Below are 17,041 nucleotides of genomic sequence, written 5' to 3'. Positions count from 1 at the left end.
GCTCGATGTCGCTGAAAAGCAAGTTCCGCGAGGAACTCGATTACCTGCGCCGGCTTGGCCGGGTGTTCGCCCGCAAGAACCCGCAGCTGGCAAGGTTCCTGGGCGACGAGGCCAGCGATCCGGATGTCGAGCGGTTGCTGGAAGGCTTTGCCTTTCTCACCGCCCGGCTGCGGCTGAAGATCGACGACGATTTTCCCGAGCTGACCCACCCCCTGCTGCAACTGCTGTGGCCGAACTACCTGCGCCCGCTGCCGAGCGCCACCATCATGCAGTTCCCGCTGGAGGATCGCTCCATCACCTCGCGCCAGCGGATTGCGCGAGGCACGCGGGTGCGGTCGCGCAGCATCGATGGCGTGGAGTGCGAATACCGTATCTGTTCGGACGTCGACATCTACCCCCTGCAGATCGACAACGTCAGTGACGCCCATTCGCTGGAGAAGTCGACGGTCCGGGTCGATCTGCTCACCGTATCGGGCAATCCGCCGAGCACCTACGACTGCGACGGGCTGGACTTCTACCTGAGCGGCAGCGACTACAGCGCCATGACCCTGTACCTGTGGCTGTCCAGGTACCTGGCCGGTGTGCGCCTGGAGTGCGACGGGATGGTCCGGCACATCCCGGCCAACCAGATCGTGTTTCCGGGGTTCAGCCCGGACGAGGCGCTGCTGCCCTATCCGAAGAATGCCCTGGACGGGTACCGCATCCTGCAGGAGTACTTCCTGTTCCCGCGCCGGTATTTCTTCTTCGGCCTTACCGGGCTGCGCGCGCTCTGGCCCAGCACCAGCACGGAGCGCATCCGCCTCGAGTTCACCTTCAGCCGGCCGATGCCGGACGATCTGCGCGTACGAACCGGTGACCTGGCGTTGCATTGCGCGCCCGCCATCAACCTGTTCGAGCACGAGGCCGAGCCGGTCAGGCTGAGCGGAAAGACCCTCGATTATCGTCTGCGGCCAGCCGGCGGGCGGCCCGATGCCTACGAGATCTTCAGCATCGATCGCGTCGATGGCTGGAAGAGCGAAGGCACCGGGCGCGATGACACCTGGCTGCGGACCTACCAGCCGTTCGAGTCCCTTCGTCACCAGATCGACTTCGAGCGGGGCCGCACGGTCCTCTACTACCGCACCCGCGTCGCCCAGTCGTTGCTCGACGAAGGGGTCGAACACCGCTTGTCGTTCGTCCGCAGCGATGAACAACGCTATGTCGGGCGAGACGAGACGGTTTCCTTCTCCCTCACCTGCAGCAACCGCGACCTGCCGTTGTCCCTGACCGTGGGCGACATCTGCGTGCGCACGCCGGGCATGCCCACGTTCGTGTCCTGTCGCAACCTGACCACGCCCACCCCGTCGTATCGGCCCCTGCTGGACGGTGACCTGTTGTGGACGCTGATCTCCAACCTGTCGCCCACCTACCTTTCACTGTTGTCGGCCGAGCCCTTGAAGGCGGTTATCCGCGCCTACGACTTTGCCGCCCATCACGATATCCAGCGGGCACGTGCCACGCAGATGCGCCTGGATGCCTTGCTGGACGTGCAGACCGCTCCGGTCGAACGCATGTTCAAGGCCTTGCCCATCCGTGGTCTGCGCAGCCTGGTCAGGCTCGACCAGGACGGCTTCTCCTGCGAGGGCGAGCTGTATCTGTTCGGCACCGTGCTGAGCCATTTCCTCTCCGTGTACGCCAGCATCTCCTCGTTCCACATGCTGGAAGCCATCAACGTCAAGAATCAGGAGCACTACGCATGGCCAATGCGCAGCGGCACCCAGCCCCTGATCTGACCGATCGCTTGCTTGCCGAAGCGAGGGAGCACGATTTCTTCTGCCTGCTCGAACGGCTGCACGGCCTGTATGGTGACGATCTGGAGTCCGACGATGCCTATGCCGCCGAGCAGCAGCGCATCCGCCTGAGCAACTGTGCCGGCATGGCTTTCCCGGCTTCGGATGTCTCCCTGGCGCAGCGCCTGGGTGAGGATCTGCCCCACCAGTTCCTGGTGCAGGCAACCTTTCTCGGCATGCATGGGCCCGACTCGCCGCTGCCGTCGTACTACCTCGAGCGCCTGGCCTACGAGGCCGGGCAGGGCGAGGGTATCCGCCCGGCGTTCTTCGATTTCTTCAACCACCGCCTGCTGACGCTGCTGCACCAGGGCTGGCGCAAATACCGGCATTACATCCGCTTTCGTGCCGGCGCCAGTGATCGACTCTCGCAGCGCCTTTTCGCCCTGGTAGGGCTCAAGGACGATGCCATTCGCGGCGCGACCCCGATTGCCTGGGGGCGTCTGCTCAGCTTCGCCGGCACGGTGGTGCACCGCAGCCGCTCCCCAGCCATGGTGACGGGGCTGATTGCCCATTGCTTCGACCTGGACGACGTCAGCCTGCGTGATTTCGAGCTGCGTCACTGCGACATCCCCAAGGGCGATCGCACGCAGCTCGCGGTGGGCAATGGCCAGCTGGGCCACAGCTTCCGCATCGGCGACAGCGTCCGCACGCGCCACTGCAAGTTCACCATCGTCATCAGCAGCCTGTCGCAGGCGCGCTTTCGCGAGTTCCTGCCCAACGGCGAGAACTTCGAGCGACTGCGCATGCTGGTCGCCTACCTGCTGCGTGACCAGACCCCCTGTGACCTCGAACTCGGGCTGTGCTGCGACGAGGTCCCGTCTTTCAACCTTGGCCACGACACCGGATGCCAGCTCGGCTGGAGCAGTTTTCTCGAGCAACCGCAGCGGTGCGTGCCTTCCCCTGTCCGACTCACGGTACGTACATGACCTTCGCCGCATCCGAACCAACCCTGTCCCTGACGGTGGACAACCCCGACGTGCTCCAGCAGGGCAGCAGTCCCACCCATGTCTTCGATCGCAAAGGCGGCACCATCGGATCGTCCGGCGACAGCTGGATACTGTTCGACCGTCAGCGACGGGTGCAGGCGCATCACTGCGAGATCCTTTATCAGGACGGCGGTTTCCTGCTCCTCGATCGCAGCGGGAAAACCACGGTCAACGACCAGACCCAGCCACTCGGACCGGGTATCTACGCCAGGTTGAGCAACCACGACACGCTGCACATCGGGCCGTATCGGATCTCCGTGCGTCTGGGCGCCGCCATGGCCATTGCGCTCGAAGACGACCCCGTTCAACGGCTCGCCGAGCACCTGGACAGCTTGCCCGTTGCCGCAGCGGAGGAGGGCGACGCCGATGCTCGGCCGTCGCCAGGCTGGAGCGAGTTCCATGCACTGGGTACGTCTCCGTCGGTCCACGGCCTGCTCGACCCGCTTCAGGCCCTAGACGCCTCACTCGAAGGCGCCACCACCCTCGGCCATGACCTGCGGCCGACCAGCTCGCTGGCCGCCCAGGCCGACGTCGCCACCCAATTCGAAGCCATCTATGGCGCCCCCCAGCATGCACCAGGAGAACCCGCCATGTCGGAACAGGACATCCCGCCCGCCGCCAGCCAGGAATGGCTGCAACGCCAGCTTTCCAGCCAGGCCGATCCCGCCAGCCTGATCGAGCCCGTGGTAGACGGCATCGGTGCGCCGATCGGGGCGGTCGACGGGCAGGCGACCTACGCCCTGCTCAACGAGGCGGGACGCACCCTCGGGGCGATGATTCGCGGGCTCAGCGCGCTGAACGTTGCCGAGCCCGGTGAGCAACAACGCATATCCCTGGCCGGACGCACGTTGCAGCCTATCGAAGACAACCCTCTGCGCCTTGGCCTGGATTATCCGGACACCGTGCGTGCGCTGTTCTCCACCGAGCGCAGTGTTGTCCACCTGTCGCCCGCCGCGGCGGTGGAAGAGTCGCTGGAGCAGATCCGGCGCCAGCAGGTCGCCGTGCACAAGGCCATCAACGCCGGGCTCGCCGCGCTGCTGCAGGCGTTTGCCCCCGAGCAACTGGAGCAGCGGTTCCAGCGCTATCGCCAGGCCCGCGGTTCGCAAGCGCAGGCCGGCGACTGGGCCTGGAGCATGTACGGGCACTACTACGAAGAACTGACGTCCGGGCGTCAGCAAGGCTTCGACAAGCTGTTCTGGGAGGTCTTCGAGCAGGCCTTCGACCAGGCTGTGCGCGCGGAGGCATGATGAAGCATGTCATCGCGCTCCTGCTCGCCGCGACCGTTCTTGCCGGTTGCAGCAGCGTGGGCAATGTTTTCAAAAAGACCGGCCAGGTCCTGATGGATCCGTCCATCCAGGTCGGGAGCGCTGATGACCAGCCGACGCAGGTCGCCCTGAGCCTGTATGCCAGTGCGGACGTCAATCCCAACCCGGTCAGTTGCGCGGCAGCCGGACCGATGGACGACCGGGAGCCAGCACTGGTCGGCCTGGAAGAGCAAGGCCCGTTCGCGGTCAATCTGCACAGCGCCAGCAAGGACGAACTCGTCGCCCACCTGCAAGCCTTGCTCGGTCATCTTGAGCCGGGGACGACAAGCTCGTCCGGCGCCCTGGCTGTCCGCCAGCGCCTGGCCATTCCCGGCCTGGTCGTCGACGAGCAGGCGCCACCGCTGACCCTGGGCAAGTCACAGCCGGAAACCTTGTTCGCCGGGACTGCGACAGCGCGGCGGCCCGTGCCTTCGACCTGGATGCTGCGCCAGGGGCAAGCGTCGGCCACCGACGAAGAGGCCGCCTGGATGGCGGGCACGGGCAGCCCGGAACTGGGGCAGTACGGCCGCGGCACCAGCCTGGCGCGGGCGCCCGAGGTGCGTGCCACGCCGGGCAATGCCACCCCCATCGGCTTTCGCGTGTTGCAACTGAAAGACGACTCGCTACTGGAGAACGCCGACCCCGAGCGGCTGCGCCAGGCCCCCGAGAAAGCATTGGGCAGCACGCTGCTGGCCTCGGACGACTACATCCTCGTGCCCGGCCAGTTCAAGCTCATCGAGTTCGCCGCTGTCGACGAACACGCCCGCTACATCGCGGTGGTGGCCGATTTCCATGCGCCCAATGCCGAGCGCTGGCACGACGTCTTCCGCATCGAGCCCCGCGGTCGCAAATACCCCCTCCTGGTGATGCTGCAAGGCAGCCGCGTCGCCATCACCGATGAAAGCTACCGGCCGGTGCGCAGCCCGGTCTGCACTGGCCCCCAAGCGAGTAACTACCGATGACCACCCGCAATCCCGTCGTCTGGAACGAGGGCCTGTTCGTCAAGCCCCAGCACTTCCAGCAAACCACCCGCTACCTGGAACACCGCATCGATGCGCGCAGCGGCAGCCGCTACGGATATGGCTTCTCCGAGCTCGAGCTCAACCAGGAATTCCTCGCCTTCGGCAAGATCGCCATCGTCCGCGCCAAGGGGGTCATGCCGGACGGCACACCGTTCGACATCCCCCACGACCAGCCGGCGCCGGCGCCGCTGTCGATTGCCGATGCCGGTGCCGCCAACCAGACGGTCTACCTAACCCTGCAACTGCGTGCCGATGGCAGCAGCCAGGTGCGTTGGCCCGACAGCTACGGCAACAGCCGCTACCTGCTGTCTGCGGAAGAGGTTCGCGACACCCACAGCCATGAAGGCGGCTACACCTCGCTGGGCCTGGCGGTACCCAACCTGCAACTGGCCCTGGAGCGCGACGACCGCAGCGCCTTCACCGGCCTGGCCCTGGGCCGCATCCTCGACCTGCGACCCGACGGCAGCCTGCTGATGGACAGCGGGTTCTACATCACCGGCCTGTACCTGCATGGCATTCGTCCGCTGGCTCATTTCATGGACGAGATCTCGTCGCTGATGCACGAGCGGGCCAAGAGCATCGCACAGCGCATCGGCTCGCCCAGCCAGTCCGGCGTCGCCGACTTCACCGACTTCAGCCTGCTGCAGGCGCTGAATCGCTGGCAGCACCGCTTCCGTCACCTGGCCCGGGACCCGGACGTGCGTCCCGTCGATGCCTATCTGGCCTGTGGCCAGGCCGCGGGCGAGCTGGCCACCTGCATCGACGACGATCGTCTGGCCCCCGAGTTTCCTCGCTACCAGCACGACAACCCGAAAAACACCTTCCTGCTGCTGGAGCAGACCCTGCGCCGGCAGCTCTCGACCGTGCTGCAGCCGCGTGCCGTCTCGCTGCCGCTGGTCAAGCAGGCGCAAGGCCTCCTGCATGCCCAGGTCAACGACACCAGCCTGGTGGAAAGCGCCGACTTCATCCTCGCCGTGCATGCCCGCATGCCCCTGGAAAAGCTGCGTCAGCTGTTCCTGCAGCAGGCCAAGGTGGCCTCCCAGGACAAAGTGCACGACCTCATCCGCCTGCAACTGCCCGGCATCCCGCTCAACCCGCTGCCGGTGGCGCCACGGCACCTGCCGTTCCATGCCGGCTTCACCTACTTCCAGCTCGACCGCACCGCGGCCAGCTGGCAGGCCTTGATGCCAAAAGGCGCCAAGAGCTTCGGCTTCCATATCAGCGGCGATTTCCCCGAGCTGCAATTGCAGTTCTGGGCGATCCGGAGTCAATGACATGAGCACTTCAATCAAGGTAAGTGAGGTCCGGTATGAATCGGCCAATTCCCCCACATCAGGTTCGGAGGTTGATGACCCACAGTCGCTTGAACAAGCCGAGGCCATTCAGGACAAGAGCAGGCTAGACCCCAACTGTCCGGGCAATGTCGATGAGGATCTCGACCTGCAATTCCAACTGCGTGGTCACAGCCTCAATCCGCTGATCGACGCCGCTCAGCCACTCTTTGGCTTGGTGATAGGGCTGCGTCGACTCGAGTCGTGCAATGACGTCTCTCGTCTCTACGAAAGGGTCCGCAACCAGATCACTGTCCTGTCCGAGGAGGTCCGGCAAGGGGGGTACGATCCGGTCACTCAGCTGGCTTACCGCTATGCCCTGTGCGCCTTCATTGATGAAGCGGTCATGGGCACTTCCTGGGGGCGTGCGTCTGTGTGGCGGGACCGCTCCCTGCTCAGCTACCACCACAACGAGACCTGGGGCGGCGAAAAGTTCTTCACCGTCCTGGCGCGCATGCAGATGGACCCGGCCCGTTACCAGCACATCCTGGAATTCAAGTTCATGTGCCTGTGCCTGGGCTTCCAGGGCAAGTACGGCCAGCAGCACGACAGCCAGGAAGTGCTCAACGGCCTGATCGTCAAGCTGCACCGCATCCTGCGCGCGCAGCGTGGCGATGCGCCGGAGCGCCTGTTCGACGAACCGGCCAACGTCACCTCCCGCCGTTACCGCCGTTCCTTCCAGTGGCCGTTGTGGACGCCATGGGCGCTTGCCGGCGTGGTTCTGACCGGGGTGTACCTGTTCTTCTCCATGCGTCTGGAGAAGACCACCGAACAGGTACTCCAGTCCCTCGAATTCATCCTCAAGTCATGACCCCCGGACTCCTCGGTCAGGGGCCGAATCACCGTGCCAATGGAGAGCATTAATGCCTGTCGACTCGACCTGACGCTTGCCCGCAACCCCTTGCCATCCGCGATGGCGCCATGGCCCACAAGGCCTTCACCTTATTGAAATCTAGGAAGCACTCCATGCCGACTCCTGCCTATATCAGCATTCACGGCCAGACCCAGGGCCATATCACCAAGGGCGCCTTTACCGCCGAATCCGTGGGCAACGTCTACCAGGAGGGTCATGAAGACCAGATCCTGGTCCAGGAAATCGAACACCGCATCGAGACCCCGACCGACCCGCAGAGCGGGCAGCCCGCAGGCCAGCGTGTGCACAAGCCGTTCACCTTCACCGCAGCGCTGAACAAGGCCACGCCGATGCTGTACCAGGCCCTGGCCAACGGCGAGACCCTGTCGGAAGTGGAAGTGAAGTGGTACCGCACCTCCACCGAGGGCCGCCAGGAGCACTTCTTCACCACCAAGCTCGAAGACGCCACCATCGTCAACATCAGCACCGTGCTGCCCCATGTCCAGGACCCGAATAACGCCGGGTACACCCAGTTGATCAAGGTGGCCATGGCCTACCGCAAGGTCACCTGGAGCCACGGCATTTCCGGCACCGAAGCCTCGGACGACTGGCGCAAGCCACAGGAAGCCTGATTACCGGGCGTTCCAGGCGACCGGCGCAGCCTTGCGCCGGTCACTTTCTCTTGTACCAGGAGCATTGGCCCGGTTGCGGGCTGACAAGGACTTTCCATGCCCGTCCAATCCGATCTGCGCTTTACCTTCAGCGCGGGCAGCGACGACTTCGAGGTCGTCGAATTCCGCCTGAGCGAAGGCCTGTCCGAAACCTTCCGTCTCGACATCGACCTGAGCTGCACCAACCCCGCCGTCGACTTCGCTGAAATCCTCGACCGCCCGGCGCTGTTCAGCCTCTGGCAAGGCGAGCAGCCGGTGCGTTACGTACACGGCTCGGTCAGCTCGTTCCAGCAGGGCGACACCGGCTTTCGCCGCACCCGCTACCACGCCGTGGTCGAGCCGCGCCTGGCGCGCATGAAACTCACCTCCGACTGGCGCATCTTCCAGACCCTCAACGTGCCCGACATCGCCACCGCGATGCTGAAGAAACACGCCCTCACCCTCGACTACGAGCAGCGCGTTACCAATCCCCATGAGACAAGAGAATATTGCGTCCAGGCAGGGGAATCAGACTATGAACTGACCGAGCGGATCATGAGGGAAGAGGGCTTCTTCTACGGCTTCCGGCACAGTGCCGAAGGCCACCGCCTGATCCACTGCGACCGCCTCTGGATCTTCGGCAAGCAGCCCGATCCGCCAGTGGAATATAACGCCAAGCCTGGCGGCGACCGCCCGGGCCCGGCCCTGCACCGGTTCATCTACACCGAGAACGTGCGCACCGCCCGCCAGGTGCAGCGCGACTACAGCTTCAAGAACCCCAAGTACAACCAGCAGACCCGCCGCGAGGCCAGCGACCTCGACCATCAGGAGCGCGGCTACGAGCGCTACGACTACCCCGGCCGCTACAAGGGCGAAGCCGGCGAGGCCTTCACCCGCGACCGCCTGCGCGGGCTGCGGGGCGATGCCTGCCAGGTCATCGCCGAAGGTGACGATGCGCGGCTGGTGCCAGGCATCTGCTTCGACCTCGTCGGCCATCCCCGCGAAGACCTCAACCGCGGCTGGCGCCCGATCCACCTGGAGCACCACGGCAAGCAGTACACCAGCCTTGCCGAAGACAGCGCCGATGCCCGCGAGGGCACCCACTACAACTGCATCGCCACCCTGGTGCCCGACGACACCGAGTGGCGTCCCGAAGCCCTGCCCAAACCCCGCATCGACGGCCCGCAGCCCGCCCGGGTGGTAGGCCCGCCAGGCGAGGAAATCTACTGCGACGAATACGGCCGGGTGAAGGTGCAGTTCCCCTGGGACCGCGAAGGCAAGGAAGACGAGCACAGCTCCTGCTGGATCCGCGTGTCGCAGAACATCGCCGGGGCGCTGTGGGGGCATATGGCGATACCGCGCATCGGCCAGGAAGTGATCGTGTCCAACTTCGACGGCGATCCCGATCAGCCGGTGATCACCGGCAGGGTCTACACCGCCCTGCAGCGACCGCCCTACGAACTGCCCCGACACAAGACCCGCATGACCATCAAGAGCCAGAGCCACAAGGGCAATGGCTTCAACGAGCTGCGCTTCGAGGACGAGGCGGGGCTGGAAGAGGTGTTCATCCATGCGCAGAAGGACCAGAACAACGTCGTCAAGCATGACGAAACCACCTTCGTGGGGCATGACCGCAGCGAGCAGGTGGAAAACGACGAGACCCTGACCATCGGCCACGACCGCAAGGACACCGTGGGCAATGACGAGCAGGTATTCATTGGCCGCGACCGGCGTCATGAAGCTGGCCAGGACGATGATTTGACCATTGGCCGCAATCACAGGATCAAGACGGGAAAGGACCGCACGGAAGAGGTTGGCAATGAACGATGGGACAAGACCGGTGCCAGCCACCGTATCGAGATTGGCAACCATCGCGAAGAAGTTGTGCAGGGCCATGCCTATCTGGATGCGGTGCAAGAGATCCGGCACAGGACCAGGACCTATCGAATCCAGGTAGAGGAGGCGTTCGTCGTGGAGGCGCCAGGCGGCACTTTCCAGATCGACAGGACAGGCATTTCTCTGAACGGCGTCGCCCTTGATATCAAGGGACCAGTGCAGCTCAAGAGCAACGGTAGCGGCATTGGTCACGGTGTGACAGGCATGGCGAAGGACGGCGTCGCCATGGATCAGGTGTGCGGCATGCGTGCCGACGGCAGTTGTTCCCGAGTGCCATGTCCTTGTGCCAAGGGGGTGGTGTGATGGATCAGCAGGCTATCGATTCAGGCTGGCCACGGCAGGTTGTGAAGGTAGTGGCTGAGCCTGACTGGCCTCGGCTGGAAGCCGAGGGCAAAACGTGGCTTTGGCTTGACGGAAGAAACCGTGTGGAACTGGAGGCCGAAGTAATGCCCCTGGCCGCCCCCTTCTCTGTTCAATGGCTTTGGCGTGGGACACCGAGAGAGTACGACTACCCTGGCTATCGACATGGCCCGATGCTAGTGCCGCTCAACGCTCTTCTGCTGGAGAAGTTCATCAGCAGCTGGGGGCCGGAGCAGGCAGGTCTGATCCTGATCGGTCCTGAAGACTCAGAGGTACTACAGAAGCATCTTCAAGCCCTCGAGCAACTCACTGGCCCGGATGATCAACCTCTCGCGTTCCAATTGGGCGCACTGCGAACGCTTGAGGAAATTTGCGAATCCCTCCCTGCAGAACAGCGAGCTCGTATTTTCGGGCCGATCAACAGTGCGATCTGGCATGCAGGCAAGGACTTTGGCGAATGGTTGCAGATGCCGGCGCAGATTGCCGCGCCCGGCAGGCTTGATTTCGATTCGCGGATCACCTTGACGCGCAGTGATGAGGCCGCCCTGAACCTTGCTGGCCGTGCCTGGTTCCTTCGTCATTTTTCGCAGCTCATGACTCAGCGCTTTCCCATCTTTGCCTCCGAGCACAACCAACTGCGCATGCGTCGACAACTGGTCGTGTTCCTCGAGGAGGCGGAGGGCTTCGGCTTCCTGCTGGAGCGCGACATCCGCTTCTACATGGAGCTACGCCTTCGCTATCCGCAGGACGCTTTCAGCAACGATCAGGAAATCCGTTCACTACTGGGCCAATCCGATATCCAGGGCCTGCAGCGCCTGTTCGACATCAACGACAGGCTCAACCAGATCGTCACCAGGTCTTTCTAAGGAACCCCTCAATGTCCACCGCATCGTTCAAGAAAGCCGTGCAGCCCGACCGTCCTGGCTGCAAAACCCTGAACACCATTTCTCCCCCGCCGTGTGAGCGCGGCGTGCCGCTGTATCCACTGCGCTATGGCGTATCGGAGCAACCGCTCAATGCTGTGGCCTACCCAATGCTAAGCGTGGAGGGGTATCCAGAGCTGAAGGCAGGCAAGGCGTATGGGCTACGGGTACTGAGGCCCAGCAGCTATGTCTACCTGTTCTATTTCCACAAGGGGCGCATGCGTACGCGTCACTATCAGGTCACCATGGATGTGCGCTTCGCGCCCCTCTGGTGGAGCGAGGCGGACTACAACGACGAGGCACCTGGACGGCACGTTCCCCCCGATATTGCAGGCTCGACCCTTTACCTGCTGGCGCCTGAGGCCAGCATTGCCGAGACGGTGTACGTGATGATGAGCGACACCCTCCTCACCCACGCCACCTTGTGGAAAATCGAGCGGGACACCAATGGGCTCAGGCGTCAGCTGGCAACCGAGATAAAGCCTGAGCAGGGTCCGGAGCAGAAGAATGCTTTTGATGCAGTCCTGTTGAGTTTATCCACTCCTGAACTGTTATCCCGGGGTTTGAGCCAACGGCCTCGCCACTTTTCCTGGAGTGAAGTCGAGTTGCCGGGAGATATGGCGACCTGTGACGTCATCTTTCCCACCATGCATCGGGCCCTGCTGCCGCGAAAAGACATCAAGCCATTGGCGATAGTACTGAATGACTTCCTGGGTATGGCCAGCGAACTCAACCAGATCTGTGCAGTGGATGTGGCCAAACGCGATCGCTACCAGGCCAGTAACAAGCATCGCTTGCAAAGTGCGGCGCTCATTACCAGCTACTTTAAGCATGCCGAGAAGAGTTACGTGGAAGGGGGGAAGAAACAGGAGATTTATGACGCGCTGGAACGCCAGCGCAAGCTGGTGGATCTCGAAGGTGCGCAGGGCTTCGGGGCGCTCTACGAGAAACAGGTGAAGGCGTTCAACGAAGCAATCGAACGCTCGGGGACTGCCGCTGCCGTCTGGGCCCGGTTGATGAACAAGTCCGGACTGGTGGGCAAAGCGTTGGAGTTGTTTGATCTGTCGTGTGCTGACAATGCAAGTGATTACGAACAGGCAGTGCTCAATTGCCTGGCGGTGAGTACCTATACCGACGCTGGGCTGGAGGTTTTGAGCGAGCAGATTGAAGCCAATCCGCAAGACAGTCCGCTTTGGCGTGCATTCAGCGCGGGAAGTGCCTCGTTGATGAGCAGGTTGAACGATCCCTTGACCATTGGAAAACGTGTTTACGAGGTATTCGACAAGGTAATGGATGAGCGTCCTGGGACGATCGTTACCGATATGTTGAGTCGGCTTCTGTGGCCAGCGCTCTCCAATGCACCGCCTCATATTTCCGAAGTCTATGCCCGCCGGCTCAGGCATATAGCCGAGATGCGATTCGGGGTCGTGGTGGGCCGACGTGATGTGCCGCTGGAACAGTTTAAGAAATGGTCGCTGGAACTGCAGGGCTATACGGAGCTGGGCGATATACATAAACGCTGGAATATTCGCCTGGAGGACGGCCCTGGACCGCTGCCAGGTACCAGGGAACAGTCAGTCACTCAGTATGTCGAGATCTGGGAGTGGGAGAAAGTATCGCCGAGCACAATATTGGGGAAGCCCGAGGTAATGCCGACTGAGGGGAACCCGCTATTACGTGCTTGGAAAAAAATGCAGGAGCCCGGGGGGATAGCTTTTGCAGGAATCGGGCTGGGGCTTGCGATGTGGGGGATGAAAAACTCCATTGAGGACCTAAAAAAAGAACCCAGCCTTATAAATTATCTATCAGTAGGTGGATGGGGATTCGCATTGATTGGTGCCTCAATCGAGGTGGCAGCGTTTTCGGCGTCATACATTGCAGGCGCGAAGGGTAATGTTGGTTTTGCTAAGGCCCTACGGGCATCTGGTATAAAGTTAGGGTCATTGGTTGCTGGGGCGGGTTCGCTACTTGTTATTTCATTTGCAGACCTGCTAAAAGCATATGAAGCCTGGGAGGATAATAATCCTGAACAGGCTCTAATGTATTTCGGTGCATTTGTTTTTGGTGTGGTATCGGCGTATGCAACAGCGGCATCTGGTTCCCTGGCGTTGAAGGAACTTACGGGTAAAGGTTTTGGGATCCCGCTTCTTAAGATTGGTCCAAAAGGCTGGTTGGTCATCGCATTAATAACAGTAAGTCTCGTCGTATATTTCACATATTTTGCTGGCGAGGCAGAACATGGGCCGATGGAAATTCTGTTGAAGCATTCTGCCTGGGGGAAGTCGATTCCGAAGTTTTCACTTGAAAGTGAAATTTCCGCTTGGCGTAGTATCCAATACAGTCCGCAGGTCAGTGCAACGTGGGAGAAGGTGAATAATTCCGCAGGAAAATTATGGCTAAAATGCACTTTGCCAATTCAGGATAGTGCGAGGTCTGAATTTCTTGCCGAATTCAAAGTTTTCTTGAGAGGCAAGACTCTGACCGCACTCCGCGCTGATGAGGTTATTGCATATTCCGGTGATGCAGTGGGTTTAGATAGTCATTTTTTATATTCTCCTTTGGCTGACGATGCAGGTGTGGAAAGAGGCTGGATTATAACCATGCATGAAGATGCTCAAGTAGAACTTGAATACCTTTATAGGCCAGATGTAACGGAACAACCCACCTTGGCCCTGCAGCAGCCAGATGCGCCAAAGCCTTTGGTTTTTAGATCTTCAGGATGGTTCTCGGAAACAATTGATGAGTCAATTCTGGCCCCAGTAAGGAAACCACTATGAAGTTTAAGTCCGGAGTGGAGAGGTTGCCATCATATGTACTGGATGGGGCCAAGCCGATAAGTCGATCTCGCTCAAGTACTTTCAAGATGAAGATCAATGAAGATTGTGTAACTGAATACCTTGGTGTACGGAGATTTAATGAGGGCTGCCTAGAAGTATTTCCGGGAGCTAGAAGCATAAAGAGTGCGTACAGCAGTGCTGTCGGTGTGCTTTTCTTGATGGGTGTTATTTGTAATGTAATTATTTTCAATGTGCTTCCAGGGCCGTACTCAGCAGAAATTTTGTTTTCGTTTTTTATTTTCCCAATATTTTCGGCAGCGATCGGAGGCTTGCTGTATTTGATGACCAGAGGCTCACAAGGTAGCCACGTCCGTATAAACAGGAATACAGGGAAAATATATTACGTCGTCCCTGGAGAGTTACGCTTGGTTACCTTGGATTGGCAAAAAATACAACCAATGGCTGGCAATATTATTGTTTCCGGTGGGGCTGCAGGTCACACCGTTTTCAATCCACTTTTTCTGGTTGGCGTTGACTGGACTCAGTCTCCTCCGCGAGAGGCTGCAATTTCATGCGGAAACATAGGTTGGCGTGACAATGGGAAGTCCGCCTGCGAACTTTTCGGCTATATACAGCATTTCATGGACTATGGTCCGCAAGGGCTGCCGTTGCCCGGTCCCCTGCTTCCAAAGATGTCCCGAAAAGACACCTTCCTCCATGGATATCGGCAGTGGGCAAAGAAATTCCGCGAGGATCTGTCCACCCCAAAAGGAAAACGTTGGGCGGTGTTATGGGCGCCAGCCAAGGTGTTGTGGCTGATCACCATGGTGTTCCCCGACAGTATCGGAGCCTATCTAGACTATACAGTTCCAGAAGTTCGGTTTCCTAAACAAATCGACTTGTTGTGCGGATTTGAACCAGATAGTGAAGATTCGTCGAATCGCTGAGATTGGCTAATTGTCCGTGATCTCCGCGTCACAACGATAGCTTTTGGATTGGCTACTCCAGAAGTATTTTTATAGGAGGTGTTTAGTGTTGTCGGGGAATGATAATGAAGTCGGGATTAGAAATAACTAAACTGCCATCCAACGTATTGGCAGGCGCCATTCCAATAGGTCGGCCTCGCTCAAGCATTTTCAGTGAGAAAATTAGTTCTGACTGCGTAAGCGAAGATCTTGGCGTGCGGCGGATTAATGAGGATTGTCTGGAGGTTTACTCAGGGGCAAAACTTATTAAAAGTGCATGCGGTAGTGCTATTGGGATGTTTTTTTTGGTTGGTGTTGTTGTTAATGTTATTATATCGTCAACTATTCCAGGGCCTTACTCGTTAGAGGTGCTGCTGACATTATTCCTTTCGCCGGTATTTCTCGCAGCGATCGGATTTGTATTTTATATAAGTACACGTAATTCAGGGGATGGCCATGTCCGTATAAATAGGAAAACAGGGGGAATCTATTATGTGATACCGGGTGAATGGCGCTTGGTCACCCTGGATTGGCAAGAGATACAACCCATGGTAGCCAATCTTCATGTAGGTGGCGGAGTGGGTGGAGGCACAGTTCTAAATCCCCTCTTCCTGGTCGGTGTTGACTGGACCCAATCCCCCCCGCGAGAGGCTTCTGTTTCCTGTGGAAATCTTGGCTGGCGCGATAGCGGTGAATCTGCTCGCCGGCTCTTGAATTACATACAGCATTTCATGGACTTTGGTATGGAAGGGCTGCCAATGCCTGATCCATTGCCTCCACCGATGTCCCGAAAAGACACCTTCCTCCATGGCTATCGGCAGTGGGCAAAGAAATTCCGTGAGGATTTGTCCACCCCAAAAGGCAAGCGCTGGGCGGTGCTATGGGCACCTGCCAAAGTGTTGTGGTTGATCACCATGGTGTTCCCCGAAAGTATTGCGGCCTATCTCGACTACTCCGTCCCTGAAGTCAAATTCCCTGCGGAAATCGAGGCGCTATGCGGCTTTGAGTCGAGAGAGGGTAATGCCTGAGCGTTTGAATCTTACTTTTCGGAATTATCCTAAAAGTTACCTGAAGTTAAATTTAGTTGTAGGTGTAGTTAATGAAGACCCCTAACGTCGTGATTCGCACTCGGTTTACTCACGCGATGATGACCCCCGTGTTTCTACTTCCTTTTTTCTGGATTGCTTTTATGAAAGCATTTCCATGGATGCCTTTCACGATAGAGCTCGTGGTGAGCAGCGTGATGATCAGTATGGCTCTTTTTCTGATAGCCCGTGAATTCATGTCGGAAACGGAGGTAGCGCGAGTCGAGAATGACACGATCGTGTTCAACTCCAGAGCCCCGATTCCTTTTGATGACCTGAAGAGTTTCAGTTTCGAGGACGGTTTGACCTTGAGATTAAAAGGGAAGCTATTTGCCTTGCATTTTCAGTGTCACAGCAATCCGCAGGGCTATAGCGCCCTTATTGATGAACTGAGAATGGCATTTTCAGAGCGGAGAAAAACCAGCCAGAGTAGCGGGGCCTATATGCCGCGGCAGAAGTTTTTCTACGGGACCTGGAAGACCAGGCTGATCGTTTATGGAGCGACACTTAGCTATGTGTACTCCACAGTGCTCTTTGCAAAGTACTACCTGTATTGATAGCCGTTTACGCGACACCCCCCGCCACGGTGGCGCCCCGGTCTGATGGGGCACCGCTGGCGGGTGGAATGAGCCCCTTTCAGCGCCGTACAAACATCAACGCCCCAGCACTCTTCCACGCCTCATGCTGATACTTGTTGAGCGCCGCCGGCGGGGTCAGGTCATGCTTCTTGCCCTGCGCCGTGATCGTCTGTGGCGACACCAAGTGCACCTCGCAGCCTTGCAACAGCTGCAACACGCCTTCCAGCTTGAAGGTCACCGGCCCGCCGGCGAAGTCGCCTTTCTTGCTGCGCTTCTTGATCGCCAGATGCGTGACGCCGTGCTCGTCGACAAACGCCTGCATGCGCGCAGCGAAGTCGCGGACTTGGGCCGCGTCTTCGTCGTCCTCGATGCCGATTTTCTTGATCGCCGTGGCGAGATGCACAGGCTGGCCGGCGTCCAGGGTGGCCAGGGCGAGGAGGGCTTCGCTGCCCTTGAGTTCGATACCGCAGATTTTCATGAGG

The 17,041-nt window shown here is 59.7% G+C and carries 14 protein-coding genes; 13 read left to right on the top strand and 1 reads right to left on the bottom strand.

What is annotated here, in order from left to right; all coding sequences use genetic code 11:
* The first annotated feature begins 5 nt into the window (after positions 1-5).
* The 13 genes from tssF (at position 6) to AC05QJ_RS30000 (ending at position 16,538) form a co-directional block, all read left to right on the top strand.
* The gene (gene tssF, locus AC05QJ_RS30060; protein ID WP_476744791.1) at positions 6-1,772 is read left to right on the top strand and encodes a type VI secretion system baseplate subunit TssF; all 1,767 of its coding nucleotides are present in this window, start codon (positions 6-8) and stop codon (positions 1,770-1,772) included.
* Positions 1,736-2,755 (top strand): type VI secretion system baseplate subunit TssG, encoded by a 1,020-nt coding sequence (gene tssG, locus AC05QJ_RS30055; RefSeq protein WP_476744790.1) that lies wholly within the window; start codon positions 1,736-1,738, stop codon positions 2,753-2,755. The genes tssF and tssG overlap by 37 nt, the downstream gene beginning before the upstream one ends.
* Positions 2,752-4,062: a type VI secretion system-associated FHA domain protein TagH gene (tagH, locus tag AC05QJ_RS30050; protein WP_476744789.1), complete on the top strand. Its 1,311-nt coding sequence runs from the start codon at positions 2,752-2,754 to the stop codon at positions 4,060-4,062. The genes tssG and tagH overlap by 4 nt, the downstream gene beginning before the upstream one ends.
* Positions 4,062-5,081 (top strand): type VI secretion system lipoprotein TssJ, encoded by a 1,020-nt coding sequence (gene tssJ, locus AC05QJ_RS30045; RefSeq protein WP_476744788.1) that lies wholly within the window; start codon positions 4,062-4,064, stop codon positions 5,079-5,081. The genes tagH and tssJ overlap by 1 nt, the downstream gene beginning before the upstream one ends.
* Positions 5,078-6,415, top strand: coding sequence for a type VI secretion system baseplate subunit TssK (gene tssK / locus AC05QJ_RS30040; RefSeq protein WP_476744787.1), 1,338 nt, complete (start codon positions 5,078-5,080; stop codon positions 6,413-6,415). The genes tssJ and tssK overlap by 4 nt, the downstream gene beginning before the upstream one ends.
* 1 nt (position 6,416) lies before the next feature.
* The gene (gene icmH / locus AC05QJ_RS30035) at positions 6,417-7,283 is read left to right on the top strand and encodes a type IVB secretion system protein IcmH/DotU (RefSeq protein ID WP_476744786.1); all 867 of its coding nucleotides are present in this window, start codon (positions 6,417-6,419) and stop codon (positions 7,281-7,283) included.
* 155 nt (positions 7,284-7,438) lie between these two features.
* A complete protein-coding gene (locus AC05QJ_RS30030; RefSeq protein WP_476744785.1) occupies positions 7,439-7,957 on the top strand; it encodes an Hcp family type VI secretion system effector in 519 nt (172 codons plus the stop codon).
* Positions 7,958-8,053: 96 nt separating this feature from the next.
* Positions 8,054-10,174: a type VI secretion system Vgr family protein gene (locus AC05QJ_RS30025; protein WP_476744784.1), complete on the top strand. Its 2,121-nt coding sequence runs from the start codon at positions 8,054-8,056 to the stop codon at positions 10,172-10,174.
* On the top strand, positions 10,174-11,097 hold the full coding sequence (locus AC05QJ_RS30020; RefSeq protein WP_476744783.1) for a DUF4123 domain-containing protein: 924 nt from the start codon (positions 10,174-10,176) through the stop codon (positions 11,095-11,097). Before AC05QJ_RS30025 ends, AC05QJ_RS30020 begins: the two co-directional genes overlap by 1 nt.
* Positions 11,098-11,108: 11 nt before the next feature.
* Positions 11,109-13,931: a toxin VasX gene (locus tag AC05QJ_RS30015; protein ID WP_476744782.1), complete on the top strand. Its 2,823-nt coding sequence runs from the start codon at positions 11,109-11,111 to the stop codon at positions 13,929-13,931.
* Positions 13,928-14,878, top strand: a complete 951-nt coding sequence (locus AC05QJ_RS30010) for a hypothetical protein (RefSeq protein ID WP_476744781.1) — start codon at positions 13,928-13,930, stop codon at positions 14,876-14,878. The genes AC05QJ_RS30015 and AC05QJ_RS30010 overlap by 4 nt, the downstream gene beginning before the upstream one ends.
* A gap of 104 nt (positions 14,879-14,982) precedes the next feature.
* On the top strand, positions 14,983-15,924 hold the full coding sequence (locus AC05QJ_RS30005) for a hypothetical protein (protein ID WP_476744780.1): 942 nt from the start codon (positions 14,983-14,985) through the stop codon (positions 15,922-15,924).
* Positions 15,925-15,995: 71 nt separating this feature from the next.
* Positions 15,996-16,538, top strand: coding sequence for a hypothetical protein (locus tag AC05QJ_RS30000; protein WP_476744779.1), 543 nt, complete (start codon positions 15,996-15,998; stop codon positions 16,536-16,538).
* 79 nt (positions 16,539-16,617) lie between these two features.
* Here AC05QJ_RS30000 and AC05QJ_RS29995 read toward each other — a convergent pair whose 3' ends face one another.
* Complete coding sequence (locus tag AC05QJ_RS29995) at positions 16,618-17,037, bottom strand: DUF3010 family protein (RefSeq protein WP_476744778.1); 420 nt, start codon at positions 17,035-17,037, stop codon at positions 16,618-16,620.
* Between the last annotated feature and the right edge of the window lie 4 nt (positions 17,038-17,041).

This window comes from Pseudomonas sp. TUM25319, assembly GCF_056388475.1.
Note: the sequence above shows the minus strand (reverse complement) of the source record. Positions and strands in the feature narration are given on the sequence as shown.

Excerpts from the sequence above, each read along its gene's own strand:
- AC05QJ_RS30005 (WP_476744780.1), top strand. The coding sequence starts at position 14,983 with ATGAAGTCGGGATTAGAAATAACTAAACTGCCATCCAACGTATTGGCA.
- tssG (WP_476744790.1), top strand. The coding sequence starts at position 1,736 with ATGGCCAATGCGCAGCGGCACCCAGCCCCTGATCTGACCGATCGCTTG.
- tagH (WP_476744789.1), top strand. The coding sequence starts at position 2,752 with ATGACCTTCGCCGCATCCGAACCAACCCTGTCCCTGACGGTGGACAAC.
- tssJ (WP_476744788.1), top strand. The coding sequence starts at position 4,062 with ATGAAGCATGTCATCGCGCTCCTGCTCGCCGCGACCGTTCTTGCCGGT.
- AC05QJ_RS30025 (WP_476744784.1), top strand. The coding sequence starts at position 8,054 with ATGCCCGTCCAATCCGATCTGCGCTTTACCTTCAGCGCGGGCAGCGAC.
- icmH (WP_476744786.1), top strand. The coding sequence starts at position 6,417 with ATGAGCACTTCAATCAAGGTAAGTGAGGTCCGGTATGAATCGGCCAAT.
- AC05QJ_RS30010 (WP_476744781.1), top strand. The coding sequence starts at position 13,928 with ATGAAGTTTAAGTCCGGAGTGGAGAGGTTGCCATCATATGTACTGGAT.
- AC05QJ_RS30030 (WP_476744785.1), top strand. The coding sequence starts at position 7,439 with ATGCCGACTCCTGCCTATATCAGCATTCACGGCCAGACCCAGGGCCAT.
- tssK (WP_476744787.1), top strand. The coding sequence starts at position 5,078 with ATGACCACCCGCAATCCCGTCGTCTGGAACGAGGGCCTGTTCGTCAAG.
- AC05QJ_RS30015 (WP_476744782.1), top strand. The coding sequence starts at position 11,109 with ATGTCCACCGCATCGTTCAAGAAAGCCGTGCAGCCCGACCGTCCTGGC.
- AC05QJ_RS29995 (WP_476744778.1), bottom strand. The coding sequence starts at position 17,037 with ATGAAAATCTGCGGTATCGAACTCAAGGGCAGCGAAGCCCTCCTCGCC.
- AC05QJ_RS30020 (WP_476744783.1), top strand. The coding sequence starts at position 10,174 with ATGGATCAGCAGGCTATCGATTCAGGCTGGCCACGGCAGGTTGTGAAG.
- tssF (WP_476744791.1), top strand. The coding sequence starts at position 6 with ATGTCGCTGAAAAGCAAGTTCCGCGAGGAACTCGATTACCTGCGCCGG.
- AC05QJ_RS30000 (WP_476744779.1), top strand. The coding sequence starts at position 15,996 with ATGAAGACCCCTAACGTCGTGATTCGCACTCGGTTTACTCACGCGATG.